This is a genomic window from Mucilaginibacter sp. SMC90 (genome assembly GCF_022811725.1).
Classification (GTDB): domain Bacteria; phylum Bacteroidota; class Bacteroidia; order Sphingobacteriales; family Sphingobacteriaceae; genus Mucilaginibacter.
Window position 1 is genome coordinate 77149 of sequence record NZ_CP094527.1, and the last position, 15481, is coordinate 92629.

At 43.1% G+C, this 15481-nt stretch carries 13 protein-coding genes; 8 read left to right on the forward strand and 5 right to left on the reverse strand.

Annotated features, from left to right (window positions below; all coding sequences use genetic code 11):
* Window positions 1-107: 107 nt before the first annotated feature.
* Window positions 108-1316, reverse strand: coding sequence for a GAF domain-containing sensor histidine kinase (locus tag MTO98_RS00330; protein ID WP_243484483.1), 1209 nt, complete (start codon window positions 1314-1316; stop codon window positions 108-110).
* Between the two features lie 214 nt (window positions 1317-1530).
* On the opposite strand from MTO98_RS00330, the gene MTO98_RS00335 reads away from it, so the two are divergent.
* The 7 genes from MTO98_RS00335 to MTO98_RS00365 all read left to right on the forward strand — a co-directional run bounded on the left by MTO98_RS00335 (window position 1531) and on the right by MTO98_RS00365 (window position 9385).
* On the forward strand, window positions 1531-2376 hold the full coding sequence (locus tag MTO98_RS00335) for a dienelactone hydrolase family protein (RefSeq protein ID WP_243484485.1): 846 nt from the start codon (window positions 1531-1533) through the stop codon (window positions 2374-2376).
* An 81-nt stretch (window positions 2377-2457) separates the two neighbouring features.
* Window positions 2458-3432 (forward strand): lysylphosphatidylglycerol synthase domain-containing protein, encoded by a 975-nt coding sequence (locus tag MTO98_RS00340; RefSeq protein WP_243484487.1) that lies wholly within the window; start codon window positions 2458-2460, stop codon window positions 3430-3432.
* Window positions 3416-4546 (forward strand): glycosyltransferase, encoded by a 1131-nt coding sequence (locus MTO98_RS00345; RefSeq protein ID WP_243484489.1) that lies wholly within the window; start codon window positions 3416-3418, stop codon window positions 4544-4546. The genes MTO98_RS00340 and MTO98_RS00345 overlap by 17 nt, the downstream gene beginning before the upstream one ends.
* Before the next feature lie 212 nt (window positions 4547-4758).
* Window positions 4759-6018, forward strand: a complete 1260-nt coding sequence (locus MTO98_RS00350; protein WP_371825398.1) for an ABC transporter permease — start codon at window positions 4759-4761, stop codon at window positions 6016-6018.
* A 39-nt stretch (window positions 6019-6057) separates the two neighbouring features.
* Window positions 6058-7296 (forward strand): PP2C family protein-serine/threonine phosphatase, encoded by a 1239-nt coding sequence (locus tag MTO98_RS00355; protein WP_243484492.1) that lies wholly within the window; start codon window positions 6058-6060, stop codon window positions 7294-7296.
* Window positions 7297-7528: 232 nt separating this feature from the next.
* The gene (locus tag MTO98_RS00360; protein ID WP_243484493.1) at window positions 7529-8125 is read left to right on the forward strand and encodes a ribonuclease HII; all 597 of its coding nucleotides are present in this window, start codon (window positions 7529-7531) and stop codon (window positions 8123-8125) included.
* Between the two features lie 57 nt (window positions 8126-8182).
* Complete coding sequence (locus MTO98_RS00365; protein WP_243484495.1) at window positions 8183-9385, forward strand: glycosyltransferase family 4 protein; 1203 nt, start codon at window positions 8183-8185, stop codon at window positions 9383-9385.
* A 252-nt stretch (window positions 9386-9637) separates the two neighbouring features.
* Here the strand turns inward: MTO98_RS00365 and MTO98_RS00370 are convergent, their stop codons facing one another.
* The 4 genes from MTO98_RS00370 to MTO98_RS00385 all read right to left on the reverse strand — a co-directional run bounded on the left by MTO98_RS00370 (window position 9638) and on the right by MTO98_RS00385 (window position 14261).
* Window positions 9638-10606, reverse strand: coding sequence for a transglutaminase family protein (locus MTO98_RS00370; protein ID WP_243484498.1), 969 nt, complete (start codon window positions 10604-10606; stop codon window positions 9638-9640).
* A gap of 125 nt (window positions 10607-10731) precedes the next feature.
* On the reverse strand, window positions 10732-11667 hold the full coding sequence (locus MTO98_RS00375; RefSeq protein WP_243484499.1) for an alpha-E domain-containing protein: 936 nt from the start codon (window positions 11665-11667) through the stop codon (window positions 10732-10734).
* Between the two features lie 99 nt (window positions 11668-11766).
* A complete protein-coding gene (locus MTO98_RS00380; RefSeq protein WP_243484501.1) occupies window positions 11767-13215 on the reverse strand; it encodes a circularly permuted type 2 ATP-grasp protein in 1449 nt (482 codons plus the stop codon).
* A 194-nt stretch (window positions 13216-13409) separates the two neighbouring features.
* Window positions 13410-14261: an AraC family transcriptional regulator gene (locus MTO98_RS00385; RefSeq protein WP_243484503.1), complete on the reverse strand. Its 852-nt coding sequence runs from the start codon at window positions 14259-14261 to the stop codon at window positions 13410-13412.
* Window positions 14262-14356: 95 nt separating this feature from the next.
* Here MTO98_RS00385 and MTO98_RS00390 point away from each other — a divergent pair, with 95 nt between their 5' ends.
* Entirely contained in the window at window positions 14357-15367 is a 1011-nt protein-coding gene (locus MTO98_RS00390; RefSeq protein ID WP_243484506.1) for a zinc-dependent alcohol dehydrogenase family protein, read from the forward strand.
* Window positions 15368-15481 lie beyond the last annotated feature (114 nt).

Below are 15481 nucleotides of genomic sequence, written 5' to 3' on the forward strand. Positions count from 1 at the left end.
ACTTTAGATATTGCATCTGTAAATCTACCTTTCCGGAAAACTTTTTATTAGGAATTTTTGCCTTATCAGGATTTTTGTGCCCTGAAGTTTTTCACACCAAGGGTATACTATACTACTTTTTGAGGTAGCTTCACTTCAAATACTGTCCCTTCGTTGGGTTTTGAGTAAATATTTATTGAGCCTTTAAGGCTTTCAATAAGGTGTTTTACTAAAGCCAGCCCGAAACCAAACCCGGCTTCGCCGGTTGTTCCGTTTGTTGAAGCGGAGTTGCCTTTCAGTATTTTTTCGATACCTTCTTTATCTATACCAACTCCACTGTCTTTTACCTGGATTTGCAATGTGCTGATATGGTCGGTTACTTCCAGGCTTAAGTTAACTACTACATAACCTCCGCCCGGGGTAAATTTTATCGCATTTGAGATCAGGTTTCCGGTTATTTGCAATAGCTTGTTGCGGGCAAATGGTATCCGCTCCGATTCGGACGAGGTATTAACCGTAAGCAAAATGTTTTTATTGCGGGCCTGCGGTACAAACAGCCGTTCTATTTTATCTTTTAAAACCAGGAGGTTAAACTCAGAGCCATTTGAAACGGGCTTATGCTCCTTTTTATCGGCACTCAAAATCTCATCTGCCAGTTCCAGGATTGACCGGCCACTTTTATGGATCAGGTTGATGAATTCAAGTACTTCTTCAATTTGGTTCGCCTCTCCCTGATCGCTGATGAGTTGGGCAAGGCCAATAATGCCGCTTAACGGCCCGCGGATGTCATGGGCTACCTTCTTTTGCGTTTCGTTGGCTTCAGAAAGCTTGTTTTTTAGTTTGCCAATTACTTTAAGGTCTTTTAAGCGGTTTACAATTTCACTGGCGATGATCTTTAAAAGCTCAACCTTTTCGGGTGTGAGCTCTTTAACATTTTTATCAAGTACGCATAGGGCACCAATATTGTGGTTGTCGGTTGTTTTGAGCGGTATTCCATAATAATATCTTAGCCGGGGCTCATCGGTTACATAAAATTTATCCTTAAAGCGCTCGTCGTTTTGCAGGTCCCCCACCTCAAAATATTCTCCGTTTATGATTGTGTATTGGCAAACAGAGTCTTCGCGCGGCATTTGTTCAATTTCCAGGCCGTGGCCGCTGATACTCCATTGGGTATAAGAATCAATAAGGTTTACCAGCGAAATTTCTGTGCCGGTAACCTTAGCGGCCAGCTTGGCGAGGTCTTTAAAACTATCCTGGTGTTCGGTGTAGTCAAGATCAAATTCCGATAGGCTCAAGAGCCTTTCCATTTCATTATCAGGAATTGGCGGGACAGGCATATTAAAATATATATTGGTAATTATTATATACGTGATATTACTCCATAAGGTTATATAGGTAATAGCAGGTGCGCATTAAATTTTAGGTAATTGTATGTTACATTATCATAAATTTATGCTGGTTATTTAAACGGGCCCCGCAACCGAAACCCTATGCCCAGCGTATTTGTTTTAAAATGCATATCAGCTTTTAATTAATGTAAAACTTTCACCCATGAAAAAACTACTTCTCTTAACACTATTTATTGGTTTGGCTACTATCACCTTTGCACAGCGCAAAGTAGTTTGCTGCAGCAATCCGTCGGCAACACAGCAATTTGCCATGCTGGCTTCCAACCCGCAATTTAAAATGTCGCACAAAAATCCTTTACCCATCCGCTTTCAAAGCAGTATCGGCGAGGCCATCACCTACAAAACATCCGATGGAAAACAGGCATCTGCATTTTTTATGAAAGCAAAAAAGCCTACTAATAATTATTTATTGGTAATACATGAATGGTGGGGTCTTAATGATTACGTAAAAAAGGAATCGGAAAAACTGTATAACGATCTGGGGAATGTAAATATCATCGACCTTGATTTGTACGACGGCAAGGTGGCTACCACCCGCGAAGATGCGGGCAAATTTATGCAGGCTGTAAATGACGACAGGGCACGCGCTATAGTAAACGGGGCTATCGCCTATGCCGGCGCTAATGCACATATTGCTACTATTGGCTGGTGCTTTGGCGGTGGATGGAGCCTGCAAACCAGTTTGCTTGCCGGTAAAAAAGCCGTTGCCTGTGTAATGTACTACGGTATGCCCGAGCAGGATGTTAATAAATTAAAAACTTTAAATACCGATGTGCTGGGGAATTTTGCCAACAAAGACCAGTGGATTAACACAAAGGTGGTGGCTAAATTTGATGCCGATATGAAGGCTGCCGGAAAGAAGGTTTACCTGCACCAATATGATGCCGATCACGGATTTGCAAACCCAAGTAATCCTATTTATAACAGCGATGCCACTAAAGATGCTTATGCAAATACCCTGGTATTTTTAAAAGCACGACTGAAGTAAACAAAACTAACGGTGTAGTGTTGTATGGGGCAAGCTTCGGCATGCCCCATTTTTTTGTAACATTGCATAAAATTTATCTACTTGACACGTTCTGCTAAAAAGGTTGTTTCGTATCTTCTTAAGGCCGGTATATTATTAGTTGCGGGGTGGTTTATTTACCGGCAATTCAACAAAAAGAATAACGACCTAAAGCAGTTTGAACATTTTGCATCGCACATAAGTACTGCCCATGTTGTTATTGTCATGGGGCTGGTTGTTTTGCTGATGTTTTTAAACTGGTTTTTGGAAGCACTTAAGTGGCGCTACGTAACCAAAACATTGATCAATATTAGTTTATGGGAGGCAGTTGAGGCTGTTTTTTGTGGCCTTACCTGGGCTGTAACCACACCTAACCGGCTGGGCGAATACGGAGGCCGCGTAATGTTTTTACCGCCCCGCAAACGTGTGCCGGGTATTTTTGCAATGGGGGTGGGCTCATTTAGCCAGGGCTCGGTTACCAACGTTTTGGGGGTGATTGCCATGATCTGGTTTGTTGCCAATTATATACATTCAAATTTGGCGCTGGCCTGGGGGGTAACTGCTGTTTGCGCAGTAATTGTAGCTATACAGCTGGTGTTTTATTTTCATATAAACTGGGCTGTTACCTTGTTGGATAAGGTTCCGTTTATCAAAAAATACCATCGCTTTTTTGAAGTGATGGGGCGTTATCACACTCATGAGCTTATCACGATCATGGGTTTTAGCATTGCCCGTTATATTACGTTTTCGTTTCAGTACTTCCTGGTGTTTCAGTTGCTGGTACCAAACCTGGATATTGCGCCAATGATGATGATGCTGATGTTATTTTTCCTGGTGTCATCTGCCATTCCCTCGCTTGATCTTTTTGATATCGGCGTACGGGGATTTACGGCTTCGCACCTGTTTGTGTATGTAACCGATCAAAATATTGCCGTAATAGCCGGCGTATCATCAATATGGCTTATTAATTTATTTATTCCTGCTATTTTAGGATCCTTATTCGTTTTAAAACTCAAATTCTTTGACCGAGCTGATTAGTATTATTTCGTTGTTTTCTGTAGGGCTTTATGTGGTATTGCTGATCTATCTGCGGATAGGCTGGGCAAAGGTCACGATGCCGCCGGTTATTGCCCAAACACTCAGTACCAAAGTAACAGTGCTTATTGCGGCCCGAAATGAGGAAGAAAAGATCCATCTGACCATCGAAGATATTTTGGCCCAGGATTACCCGAAAGAATTGCTGGAGATCATTATTGTCGACGACCATTCAACAGATAATACTGCCGCCATAATCAACAGTTATTCAAAGCAAGGCGTAACGCTACTGAAGCTCAGTCTTGGTGAAACACTTAATTCGTACAAGAAAAAGGCAATAGCCGAAGCCATTAAACGTTCAACAGGCGATTTGATGGTAGCAACAGATGCCGATTGCCGTATGGGTAATCAATGGCTGCGTACTATTGTTGGCTTTTACGAACAAAATAACCTGGTGATGATCTCGTCGCCGGTAACATATTTCCAGGAGCAATCGGTATTTGAGCGGATGCAAACGCTTGATTTTTCGTCGCTCATTGGCATGGGAGGTTCATTTTTAGGCCATGGTTTTGCCGCTACATGTAACGGGGCAAATTTCGCCTATCGTAAAGACGTGTTTTATGAGGTTGGCGGTTTTACCGGCATTGATGACCTGGCCTCGGGTGATGACGAACTTTTATTGCACAAGGTTGGAGAGCGTTATCCCGGTAAGATAGGATTTTTGAAAAGGCGCGAGGCAATTGTGTATACGCATGCAAAGCCCAATTTGAAAGAGTTTATACAGCAAAGGCGCCGCTGGGCATCAAAATCAACCAAGTACAAAAATAAAAAGATGGTGGCCTTTGCACTCAGTATCTGGTTGTGCAATTTTATGCTGTTGCTTACGGCGGTACTCGGGGTTTTCGATATTTATTTCCTGAAACTGTTTTTGCTTACCATCGGCATTAAATATGCGATAGACCTGTTATACATGACACCCATCATGAACTTTTTAAAACGGCGCGAGCTGCTATTGTACGTAAGCTTTGTTCTGCCGCTTAATATTCTTTATTTCGTTATCATCGGCTTTTTGGGAAAAAACAAAAAGTACGCCTGGAAAGGCAGAATGGTTAAGTAAGCTATAATTAAGCTAAAAGCCGAAGGCTGAAAGCATAAAGCTACCAAACGTAGGTATAGGAAATCTGCTCCGGGCTTGTAAAAGGTTATGTGCTTTGAGCCTTAAGCTTTCTGCTTTTAGCTCCGGATATAGCTTTTGGCTTTCAGCTTTTAGCTCCAAAACAGCTTTCAGCTTCATAATGCGTTTGTAAAGAAATCTGCCATTATTGTTAATTGCTGCTATTTAAGCGATATTTAGCCAATACACATGAAACTATTAGCACATTGGCCGAAATTACACCAGCAAAACGCACCTGGCGTGTTTTTAAGCGTAATAAAATTGCCGTAACCGGGTTGGCATTTATCCTGCTTACTTTGCTTGTTGCCATACTGGGCTACCTCATTATGCCCGATGATACGCCGCTGGCCAATAATATGATTATCCAGCTCAGTATAAAAAAGCCCGGGTCAACCTACATGATGCTCAAACTCCGGAAAACGGAGCCTGTTGATACTATAAATGCGTTTGCCAAAATGCTATACGGCCAGCCATCGTTTTATAAAGAAGTGCCTGTAACCGGTTATCATTTTGTTAAAGATTCCATTTATGTTAATGGTTACATTGGGGATGAAGATAAACCTGAAAAAAAAGCATATAATATTTTTGAAGTTTTAACCGGGCAAAAGCCTGTTTATAAAAACGGGAAGGTTGCGTTTGCCAATAACGGTCAAACAATTATTGAACCTGCTACTATTGCTGTTTATCAAAAATTTGATGCGCAGATCCGGGAAGAGAATATCGGGTTCAAAACCTTTTGGCTTGGTACTGACGGCTATGGCCGCGATATGCTGAGCCGCCTGTTGCTGGGCACCCGGATTTCGCTTGCAGTAGGTTTAATGTCAGTTATCATCAGCATGTTGCTTGGAGTGACTGTTGGGGCCGTAGCCGGCTATTTTGGCGGCTGGGTAGATGCATCGTTAAGCTGGCTGATGAATATTTTATGGGCGCTGCCTGCCCTGTTGCTTGTAATAGCCATATCATTTGCATTAGGCAAAGGCTTGTGGCAGATATTTATAGCTGTTGGCCTGTCTATGTGGGTTGAGGTGGCGCGCCTGGTACGCGGGCAGGTAATGGCCCTTAAACAGGTTGAATACATTGAAGCCGCCAGGGCATTGGGTTTTAGCAACAAGCGCATTATAGCCAAACATATTTTACCAAATATCACCGGACCGATATTGGTACTTGCATCCTCAAATTTTGCATCAGCCATACTTTTGGAAGCAGGGCTTAGTTTTTTAGGCTTTGGCGCACAGCCGCCTATGCCAACCTGGGGCGGTATGATCAAGGAGCATTATGGCTATATTGTTATGGATTCGGCTTTTTTGGCGATAATTCCGGGTTTGGCCATCATGTTACTGGTGTATGCCTTTAACCTTGTTACCGTTGGCCTGCGCGATGCCTTTGATATAAAATCACAAAGTACTCGTATTTAAAAATTATTTCTTCTATTTTAGTCAGCGTACTTAATCAATATGCTGAATATAGACGACGGTTCCGGCGAAGACGAATTGATCAGGCTTTTGCTCAAACGGCAGTCGGAATTAAATTCTTTATTGGAAATTACGCGGGCTATAAACAAAAACACCGCTACTCCTATCCTCATTCAAATGCTGGAAGTTATTCTGCAAAATTATTTGCAGGTAGGTAAACTGCGTTTTTTGATTGAGAAGGACAGTAAATTTGCCTGTATAGCCAAATATGGCGGGGATATTGAATCGTCGGTGGTGCTGGCCCGTGCCTGTAAAAAGCTGAGTAAAGTTAAAGCCCCAATAGCTATAGCCGGGCACCGCGACCCTGTGCTGAAAAAGTATAATTATTTCATCCCGGTATATCACAAAAGTAAAGCACTTGCCTATGCCCTTATCGGCGATTTTAATACTTCGGGCGAGATGCTTAACAATGATCTTAACTTCATCCAAACGCTGATGAATGTGATCATTGTGGCGCTTGAAAATAAAAAGCTTTTTCGTGAGCGACTACAGTCTGAACGTTTTCAGCGCGAAATGGAACTTGCTGTAGAAGTACAAAATATGCTGATCCCCATGCGGGAGCATAAAGACGATAGCGTGGAAATTGGTGCAAAGTATCTTCCGCATCAAAACATCGGGGGCGATTACTTTGATTTTATCCGCCTTAATGAGCATGAGTTTTTGTGGTGTATTGCCGATGTATCGGGTAAAGGTATTTCGGCGGCCTTATTGATGGCCAACTTCCAGGCCAGCCTGCATGCATGGGCAGCAGTAGATGGTGATTTGACCAATATTGTTGACAGGCTAAATAAAATTGTATTAAACAACACTAAAGGCGAGCGGTTTATCACCCTGTTCCTTGCCCGTTATAATCAGAAAAACCGGCGGCTTAACTATATTAACGCCGGGCATAACCCAACCATATTGTATTCGGAAGGGGGGGCTATCCCGCTTAAGCTTGGTACTACCATGATCGGGGTTTTTGAAGATCTTCCTTTTTTAAACGAGGGCGAAGTTGATGTTGAACCAGGCAGCCTCATCTTTAACTATACCGATGGGCTTATGGATTTTGAGTCGCCAAGCTCCAAAGCATGGAATGAGGATAAGTTACTTGATTTTGTGCTGGCACACGGCGAGCTATCGCCCGATAACTTTAACCAGGCTTTGATGGATTATCTGAGCAATGTACATAAAAGCAAGCCTATTGATGATATTACCTTGCTTACGCTGAAGATTTTTTAAGCAAAAGGGTGTTTTTTAAATGTAGAGACGCATAATTGCGTCTCACGAAGGACAAGTCGATTTTAAAACACCTGAGCCGCCGTAAATTGCAAGCGTGAGACGCAATTATGCGTCTCTACATTCAAAAATTATCGTTTTTAAACAACCTCTGAAGATCTAAAGCCCTTTGTTGAAAAACTCATAATACTAATTACTTCACTAACACGTTTACAACACTTATTATATTTGCCGGATGCTATCAGCCAGGTACCAGTACGAGTTTTTAGAAGCAGGATGTGATGAGGCCGGGCGGGGATGCCTTGCCGGCCCTGTTTTTGCCGCTGCGGTTATTTTACCTCCCGATTTTGACCATCACCTGCTGAATGATTCCAAGCAAGTAACTGAGGAAATAAGATATCAGCTCCGTGCCGAAATTGAGGCAAAAGCGGTGGCTTTCGCCGTAGCATCTGTTGATAACCTGGAGATAGATGAGATCAACATCCTGAATGCATCATTTCTGGCTATGCACCGGGCCATTGAAAAATTACATCTTGAGCCCCAGTTTCTGATCATTGATGGTAATCGTTTCAAAAAATACAAAAGCATTCCGCATGAGTGTATTATTAAGGGCGACGGAAAATATTTCAGTATAGCAGCAGCATCCATATTGGCTAAAACCTACCGCGACGATTATATGATGCAAATTGCAGCCGAACATCCGGAGTATGAATGGCATACCAATAAAGGTTATCCTACAATCAAGCATCGCAAAACGGTAATGAAAATTGGTTTTACACCCTACCATCGCCGCACTTTCAGGGTAACAGACCCGCAGTTAAGTATTTTTTAATGAAGTTTTGAATACCCCGTTCAGGATGGTATTTTTGTTAAAAACCAAATCCACCGTTTGAAGATCCTAATTTTAACACATCGTGTACCATTTCCGCAGAATGGCGGTTACGCCATTGTGGTTTGCAATACCATTAAAGGTTTAATTGCGCTTGGGCATGAGGTTGCACTGGTAGCTTTAAACGGCAAAAGATATCACGGCAGTGTACAAACAACTGAAGATGACCTGCTGCAAAAAATCCGTTATACATCCTACGATATCAACATTAATGTATCGGTACTTGATGCTGTAACTAACCTGTTCAGTAAAAAATCAAATGATGTTGACCGCTATTACGATGCTGAATTTGAAAAGCTCCTGCTGCGCGAATTACGCCAGACGGTATACGATGTTATCCAGTTTGAAGGGCTGTTTGTAACGCCCTATCTGGCTGCTACGCGTAAGCATACAAAGGCAAGGTTGATTTACCGGTCGCACAATATTGAGCACCAGGTATGGCTTAGGCTGGCGCAGCGAAAAAGTGACCTTTTTAAGAAATGGTACCTGCATTTGCTGGCCCGCCGGGTTAAGGATTATGAACTGCAGCAGCTCAATAAATTTGATGGTATAGCCGTATTTACCAATGAGGATAAAAAAACGCTGCTATCATACGGAGTTACAATTCCGGTTGATATTTTTCCGGTAGGCATCTCTTTGCCGGATTATAAACCAGATTACAATAAAACGGAGTTCCCAAGTTTGTTTTTTCTGGGCTCGTTAGATTGGATGCCCAACAGGGAAGGGATAGAATGGTTTATTGAGAGTTTTTATAAAGACCTAACCGAGGGCGACCTGCGTGTAAAGTTTTATGTTGCCGGGCATAATATCCCCGATAGCTTTGATGATTACGAGGCTATGGGCAAGATCTTTATCCAGGGAGAAATTGACGATGCTTCTGAATTTGTAAATAGTAAAGCTATCATGGTAGTGCCACTGCTTTCAAGCGGGGGGATGCGGGTTAAAATAGTTGAAGGTATGGCCATGGAAAAGTGTATTATATCCACCTCGCTTGGTGCCGAAGGCATAAACTTTACCAATGGCAGCAACATTCTGATTGCCAATAACCGGCAGGAGTTTTATGATGCCATTGAGCGCTGCATTACCGACGAGGAGTTTTGTCGCAACATTGGCCTCAACGCCCGCCGTTTAATTGAAGAACAGCACGATGTGCATGTTATAGCACCAAGCCTGGTTGCTTTTTATCAAAGTGTTGAACCTTGATTGGCATGATTTAAGGATTGCCTGAGTTTTGTAAAGGCGGTGATGTTTCGCGGTCAACAACGGTGACGAATTATCTCTAAAAAATCATGTCATTGCGAGGCGCGGGATGGGCAAAAGCACTTGGGGCGACGCGGCAATCCCATAGCTATACAGGGCGGACATGCAATGGCTACAAGATTGCCGCGCTGCGCTCGCAATGACATATCTTCTCCATTCCTTCTGTCAAACTGCCACTGCAAACTGCCAACTTCCCTACTGCTGTTGTTGTTGCTGCTGCTGAATGATTTCCATATACCGTTGATAGCTGTTTTTAGAAAATTCGGTTGCCGCGTGCATGGCCGGTGTTTCATGGGCTTTATCTTCGAAAACAATATTGTCGGCATCATCTACAATTACTGATACTTCCAGTTTATGCCTGTATGCACCTTTATAAACACCTTTAACCGGAGAGCAATCAGAAAAATTACGACCTACGGCCAGGCGTACATGAGTTTCATTGGCAATGCAATTATTTGTTGGGTCGATGCCCAGCCATCCATAATCAGGCACATATACTTCGGCCCAGGCGTGAGTAGCGCCCTCGCCGCGCATGGCACTGCTATGCGTGCAGATATAGCCGCTTACATAGCGCGATGGTATTTTAAGCTGGCGCAGCATCACCATTAAAATATGGGCAAAATCCTGGCATACGCCGGCTTTAAGCTTCCATACTTCGTCAAGCGTTGTTTCAACGGTGGTAACCCCCTTTATATATTCAAAGTTTTTGTACACCCAGCTGCAAAACCTAAGTGCTACCTGGAAAGGGGTTTCGTCTTTATGCCGCTCCTGTTCAACTATTTCCTGTAGTTGGGGCAGGCCTTCAAAATACTCCTGCTTCAAAAAATCAATATAGGGTACCATGTATTGAAGCCGCTTAAGGTCCTCCCATTGCTGCTCCGGAAAAATATCATTTACCGGCAGTGGGCGCTGGCGGGTAACAACAACCAGCTTGGAGTTAATGACCAGCATATTGTGTTGATTGCTGTAGGTGAAACTGCCAACTTCGTTGCCATAATAATCAATGTGGGTATCAACTACAGGGTTACCGGTTATATTTAGTTCCTGCTTAATTACTTCCTGGTATTCATCTTTTATCGGGAACAGGATGATCTGGTTGGCACTGTCACGAACAGGCCCCTCATAGGTATATTTCGTAATATGTTGGATCTTAAATTCGGGCATCTTTTCTTTAATTAGTTAATTGGACAATTTGAAGATTTGAAAATGAAAAAAAGTAAACCTGCATTTTCAAATTTTCAAATTTTCAAATCATCACATCTTCAAATTAAGCGGTTTTCAAATCATATTTATGAATTAGCAAAATAATGCTGGTTTAGAGAGTTCCCTACCCCGTACAGCTCGCTCCTTATTTGCGTAAGGAAAAGGTGCAGGCCCTCCTGCTTAATGCTTTTTACCGAACTGTATTTAATGCGGCTTTGCAGCCTCCCTATCTGGAACGACATTTCGCGGTAATCATCAGCATTGCTGTCATTCTTCAGCCTGTCGAAATAACGTTGAATATTGTTTACCGAGTAGATAACCGAACGCGGAAAGTCGTTGTTCAGCACAACCTGTTCCAGTATGTTTTCGGCTTCAAAGCCTTCCCGATAGGTTTTTAAATACAGCTCATAACCACCCAGCGAAAGCAACAGGTGTTTCCAATAGGTAGTATCCGTAAGCAAGTCGGGATTGTCGCTTACCGAGCTGAATTTGGTATCCAGGATATCAACCGACTGAATAGCGCGCTCCAGGTATTTGCCAATATTCATAAACGCCCGGCCTTCGCCGCGTTCCATAGTGATCTCCACGGTGCCATAATAAAGCATCACCTGTTTTATCAAAATATCCAATACGCCTATTGGGTCTTCGCGGTGAAGGGCACGTTCTAGCCGTGGGTCTTTTACGGTATGGTAATATTCATTAAGGCATTGCCATAAATCTTTGGTAATGTGTTCCTGAACGCCGCGGGCGTTTTCACGCGCCAGGGTAATGATGTTGAGTATGGAATTTGGGTTGTTTTTACCGGTAACCATATATTTTAAAACGGACCGGCTGTCATTTTCCAGTTTTTCAGACTCAACGGCATCAAGCCCGGCAAAAATCCTCATTACAGGTTCCCATGTAAATTCCTGCACCGTATCCTGCGATGAGGCATAATTAATTTTGAGCATCCGCAGCATACCATCGCTGCGCTCAATGTAACGGCTTAACCAATAAAAACTTGCTGCAACCCTGCTTAACATATGATCTGTATTTCGGAATTCGGATGTTCAATTTCGGATTTACTTAAACCGCATCCTCGTTTATTTTTGTTTTACTTGAAAAGCCTTTTACCTTTAACCTCAGGTTAAAACCCAGGTGTCCTTACTGCCGCCACCCTGCGAGCTGTTAACCACCAGCGAGCCTTCTTTTAAGGCTACGCGGGTTAGGCCGCCCGGTACTATTTCAATGCCATCGGGCCCAAAAAGGGCGTAAGGCCTTAAATCAACCCGGCGTGGTTTTAACTCGCCCTGCATATAACATGGCGCTGCCGAGAGGCTGATAGTTGGCTGTGCTATGAAATTGCGGGGATCTTTAAGGATCTCTTTTTTATAATCGTCCATTTCCTGTTCGCTTGCCGCATGGCCCATCAGCATACCATAACCACCGCTGCCATTGGTTTTTTTAACCACCATTTTATTGAGGTTTTTAAATACCATTTCACGTTCGTCGGGGTTCCCTAACTGGTGTGTTGGAACGTTTTTGAGGATCGGCTCTTCGTTCAGGTAATAGCGGATCATATCGGGCACGTAGGCATACACCGCTTTATCATCGGCAACACCTGTACCTGTTGCATTTACAATGGCTACGTTTCCCTTGCGATAAGCGCCCATAAGGCCAGCCACGCCCAGCATACTTGCGGGATTAAATACCAGCGGATCAAGAAACTCATCATCCACCCGGCGGTAGATCACATCAACCTGTTGTAGCCCGGTAGTGGTTTTCATATATACCTTGTGGTTGTTCACCACCAGGTCGCGCCCTTCTACCAGTTCAACCCCCATCAGGCGGGCCAGCGTAGTGTGTTCAAAATAGGCCGAGTTATAAATGCCCGGCGTAAGTAAAACAATGGTTGGGTTATGGATTTGCCGCGGCGAAAGCGCCAGCAGGTTTTTATACAATATAGATGGATATTCGGTAACACTGCGTACGCTGCATTGTGGTAAAAGATCGGGGAATAGGCGTTTGGTGATCTCCCTGTTTTCGAGCATGTAGCTTACGCCCGATGGGGTGCGCAGGTTATCTTCAAGTACATAAAAAGCGCCGTCTTCGTCCCGGATCAGGTCGATACCCGAAATGTGTACGTAAATATCATAAGGCACCTGGAGCTGGTACATCTCGCGCAAAAAATGCGGGCACGAATAAATAATATCAATAGGTACTATACCGTCTTTGACGATAAACTGGTTGTGGTAAATATCTTTCAGGAAAAGATTGAGGGCATTGAGACGCTGTTTGATGCCCCGTTCAACAAAAGCCCATTCATCGGCCGTGATAATACGGGGAATGATATCAAAAGGAAAAATCTTTTCAATGCCTTCGCCACTGTTGTAAACGGTGAAGGTAATACCTTGGCTCATGAACAGGCGTTTGGCAAGCTCCTCTTTTTTGTTCAGGTCATCGGCCGATTCTTTTGAAATATAGTCAATAACTTTGCGGTAATGTTCGCGAACATTAGCGTCTGAGCCATACATTTCGTCCCAAACATTGTTTATTGGGTTGTATTTGTCAAAATAAGCTGATTCTTCCATGAAAAATTACAATAGTTTAAAAATTGACAATCAGTTATCTTTAAGAATTGTAATTTATGAAGTGTTTTTGATAAAAAAGCAAATTATTTTGAATATTTTAAAGAAATTTCAATATAATTTATAATTTCAATCAAAATTCAGAATATAAATTGACTGGTTTGTGGGCGATAGCTGGAGGTTTCTGAGATGAAAATCTATTTTTCAACAGCGTTTCCTGCTTTCCTGAACTCTGATGGGTTCATGCTCCTGTACTTTTTAAAAATCCGGTTCAGGTGGCTTTCATCATTAAAACCAAGCTCATTGGCAATTTCAACCATACGCATGTTACTATGCAGCAGGCGGTTTTCGACAAGCTTAAGCTTATAATTAATGATGTATTGCTGCAGGGTTTCGTTTGTGTGTTTTTTAAAGTAACGGCCAACGTAGGTTTCTGAAATCCCCATCTTGTCGGCGATAGACTCAGCCCTTAGTTTTTCGGGGAAATAGATATTTGCCTGAACATACTGGAGAATATCAAGCGCCTTTTCTTCGGTATTTTCATCTACTTCATCGGGCATGCTCATGGCCACATTACGGGCAACAATTACAATAATGGTATTAATGTACTGCTGTAAAAGCTCTTTACTATAAAGCCCGTTTTTTTGCCGCTCGCTGATGATGGCTTGCATAATGGGTTTTACAACAGCGCTGTCTTCATGGGTTTTTAATACACAACCCGGTGCCTGCGCTGCGTTTTTCAGGATAAATTCAAGGTGCTTAATGGCATCGCCCGGCAGCTTATAGTCTTTTATATAAGCCATATTAAAACGGACAAACAGAAACTGAGTAGCTGTTTGTATCTCGAAATAATGCGAATCATCAGGAGTGAGTAAAAACAGGTGCCCTGGCTTATATGCAAATTTGCTTTTATTAATGCATTGTTTCCCGGTGCCGCTTACAATGTAAATAAACTCGAAAAAGCTATGTGAATGTTCATTGCGGGGGCAGGTATCGAGCGGCTCGCGCAATACGATCTCGAAAGGTTGGTATAAATTATCTTTAACCATAGTGTAAATGTACAAATGTTACGAGGATTTGTACAAGAAACGGGGCAGGCCTATTGTATAATTTTGTATTATAATTAAACAACAGGATTACTAAAATGGAAAATCAAAATAAACCCACCATGCAGGCACTTATAGCAACTGAAGCAAATGCGCCTTTTACCCTTACAGAAGTTGAACGTCCGGTTCTTTCAGATAACCAGGTACTGGTGCGTATTGCGGCCAGCGGCGTAAGTGTGCTTGATAACAAGATCCGTACCGGTAAAGGGGGGCACGCCAAGCAACCGCTGCCTGCTATTTTAGGGATGGATTTTGCCGGTGTTATTGAAGCTGTAGGTGCGGCTGTTACCCGCTTTAAAGCAGGCGACGAAGTATATGGCCTTGCAGGTGGTATTGGTGGTTTACAGGGCACTTATGCGCAATATGCTGCTTTTGATGCCGATTTGCTTGCGGTTAAGCCAGCTAAGCTAAGTATGCGCCAATCTGCTTCAATGCCGCTTAATTTTATAACAGCATGGGAAGGCTTGGTTGACCGCGCAAATGTACATGAAGGGCAAAAGGTACTGGTACATGGGGGTGCCGGTGGCGTTGGTCATTTAGCGGTTCAGATCGCTAAAGCGTTAGGGGCAGATGTTTATGCTACCGGGAGCGCGGCCCAGCAGCAATATATTGAAAGTATCGGCGCTGTTTTTATTGATTACCGTGAAAAAACGGTTGAACAATACGTGAATGAATACACCGGCGGCGAAGGGTTTGATATTGTTTACGATACTTTGGGCGGTGCTACGTTAGATGCTTCATTTGCGGCCGCGAAGTATTATACCGGCCATGTAGTAAGTTGTTTAGGTTGGGGAGAACATAAACTGGCACCATTATCATTCCGTGGTGCAACTTATTCCGGCGTGTTTACCCTGATGCCAATGATCAGCGGCAGGGGCCGCAAACATCATGGCGAAATTATGCAGGCGGCTACCAAACTTGCCGAAGCTGGTAAAATTGTTCCGCTGGTTGACGAGCGTTCTTTCACACTGGCCACCGCTAATGAGGCTCATGATATATTAGAGAATGGCAAGGCGAATGGTAAGCTGGTGATTGACGTGGCTGAATAAACAGTGTAAAAAAGCAATGTAGAGACGCATTACATGTGTCTTTCTTAAGGCAGACAATTAAGAGCTTACCGGTGTGATTTGCAAAGCGAGAGACGCATGTGATGCGTCTCTACA

What these genes read in the sequence shown, in the direction of transcription:
- MTO98_RS00330 (WP_243484483.1), bottom strand. Translation starts at nt 1,316, where the DNA reads ATGCCTGTCCCGCCAATTCCTGATAATGAAATGGAAAGGCTCTTGAGC.
- MTO98_RS00335 (WP_243484485.1), top strand. Translation starts at nt 1,531, where the DNA reads ATGAAAAAACTACTTCTCTTAACACTATTTATTGGTTTGGCTACTATC.
- MTO98_RS00355 (WP_243484492.1), top strand. Translation starts at nt 6,058, where the DNA reads ATGCTGAATATAGACGACGGTTCCGGCGAAGACGAATTGATCAGGCTT.
- MTO98_RS00360 (WP_243484493.1), top strand. Translation starts at nt 7,529, where the DNA reads ATGCTATCAGCCAGGTACCAGTACGAGTTTTTAGAAGCAGGATGTGAT.
- MTO98_RS00370 (WP_243484498.1), bottom strand. Translation starts at nt 10,606, where the DNA reads ATGCCCGAATTTAAGATCCAACATATTACGAAATATACCTATGAGGGG.
- MTO98_RS00375 (WP_243484499.1), bottom strand. Translation starts at nt 11,667, where the DNA reads ATGTTAAGCAGGGTTGCAGCAAGTTTTTATTGGTTAAGCCGTTACATT.
- MTO98_RS00380 (WP_243484501.1), bottom strand. Translation starts at nt 13,215, where the DNA reads ATGGAAGAATCAGCTTATTTTGACAAATACAACCCAATAAACAATGTT.
- MTO98_RS00385 (WP_243484503.1), bottom strand. Translation starts at nt 14,261, where the DNA reads ATGGTTAAAGATAATTTATACCAACCTTTCGAGATCGTATTGCGCGAG.
- MTO98_RS00390 (WP_243484506.1), top strand. Translation starts at nt 14,357, where the DNA reads ATGGAAAATCAAAATAAACCCACCATGCAGGCACTTATAGCAACTGAA.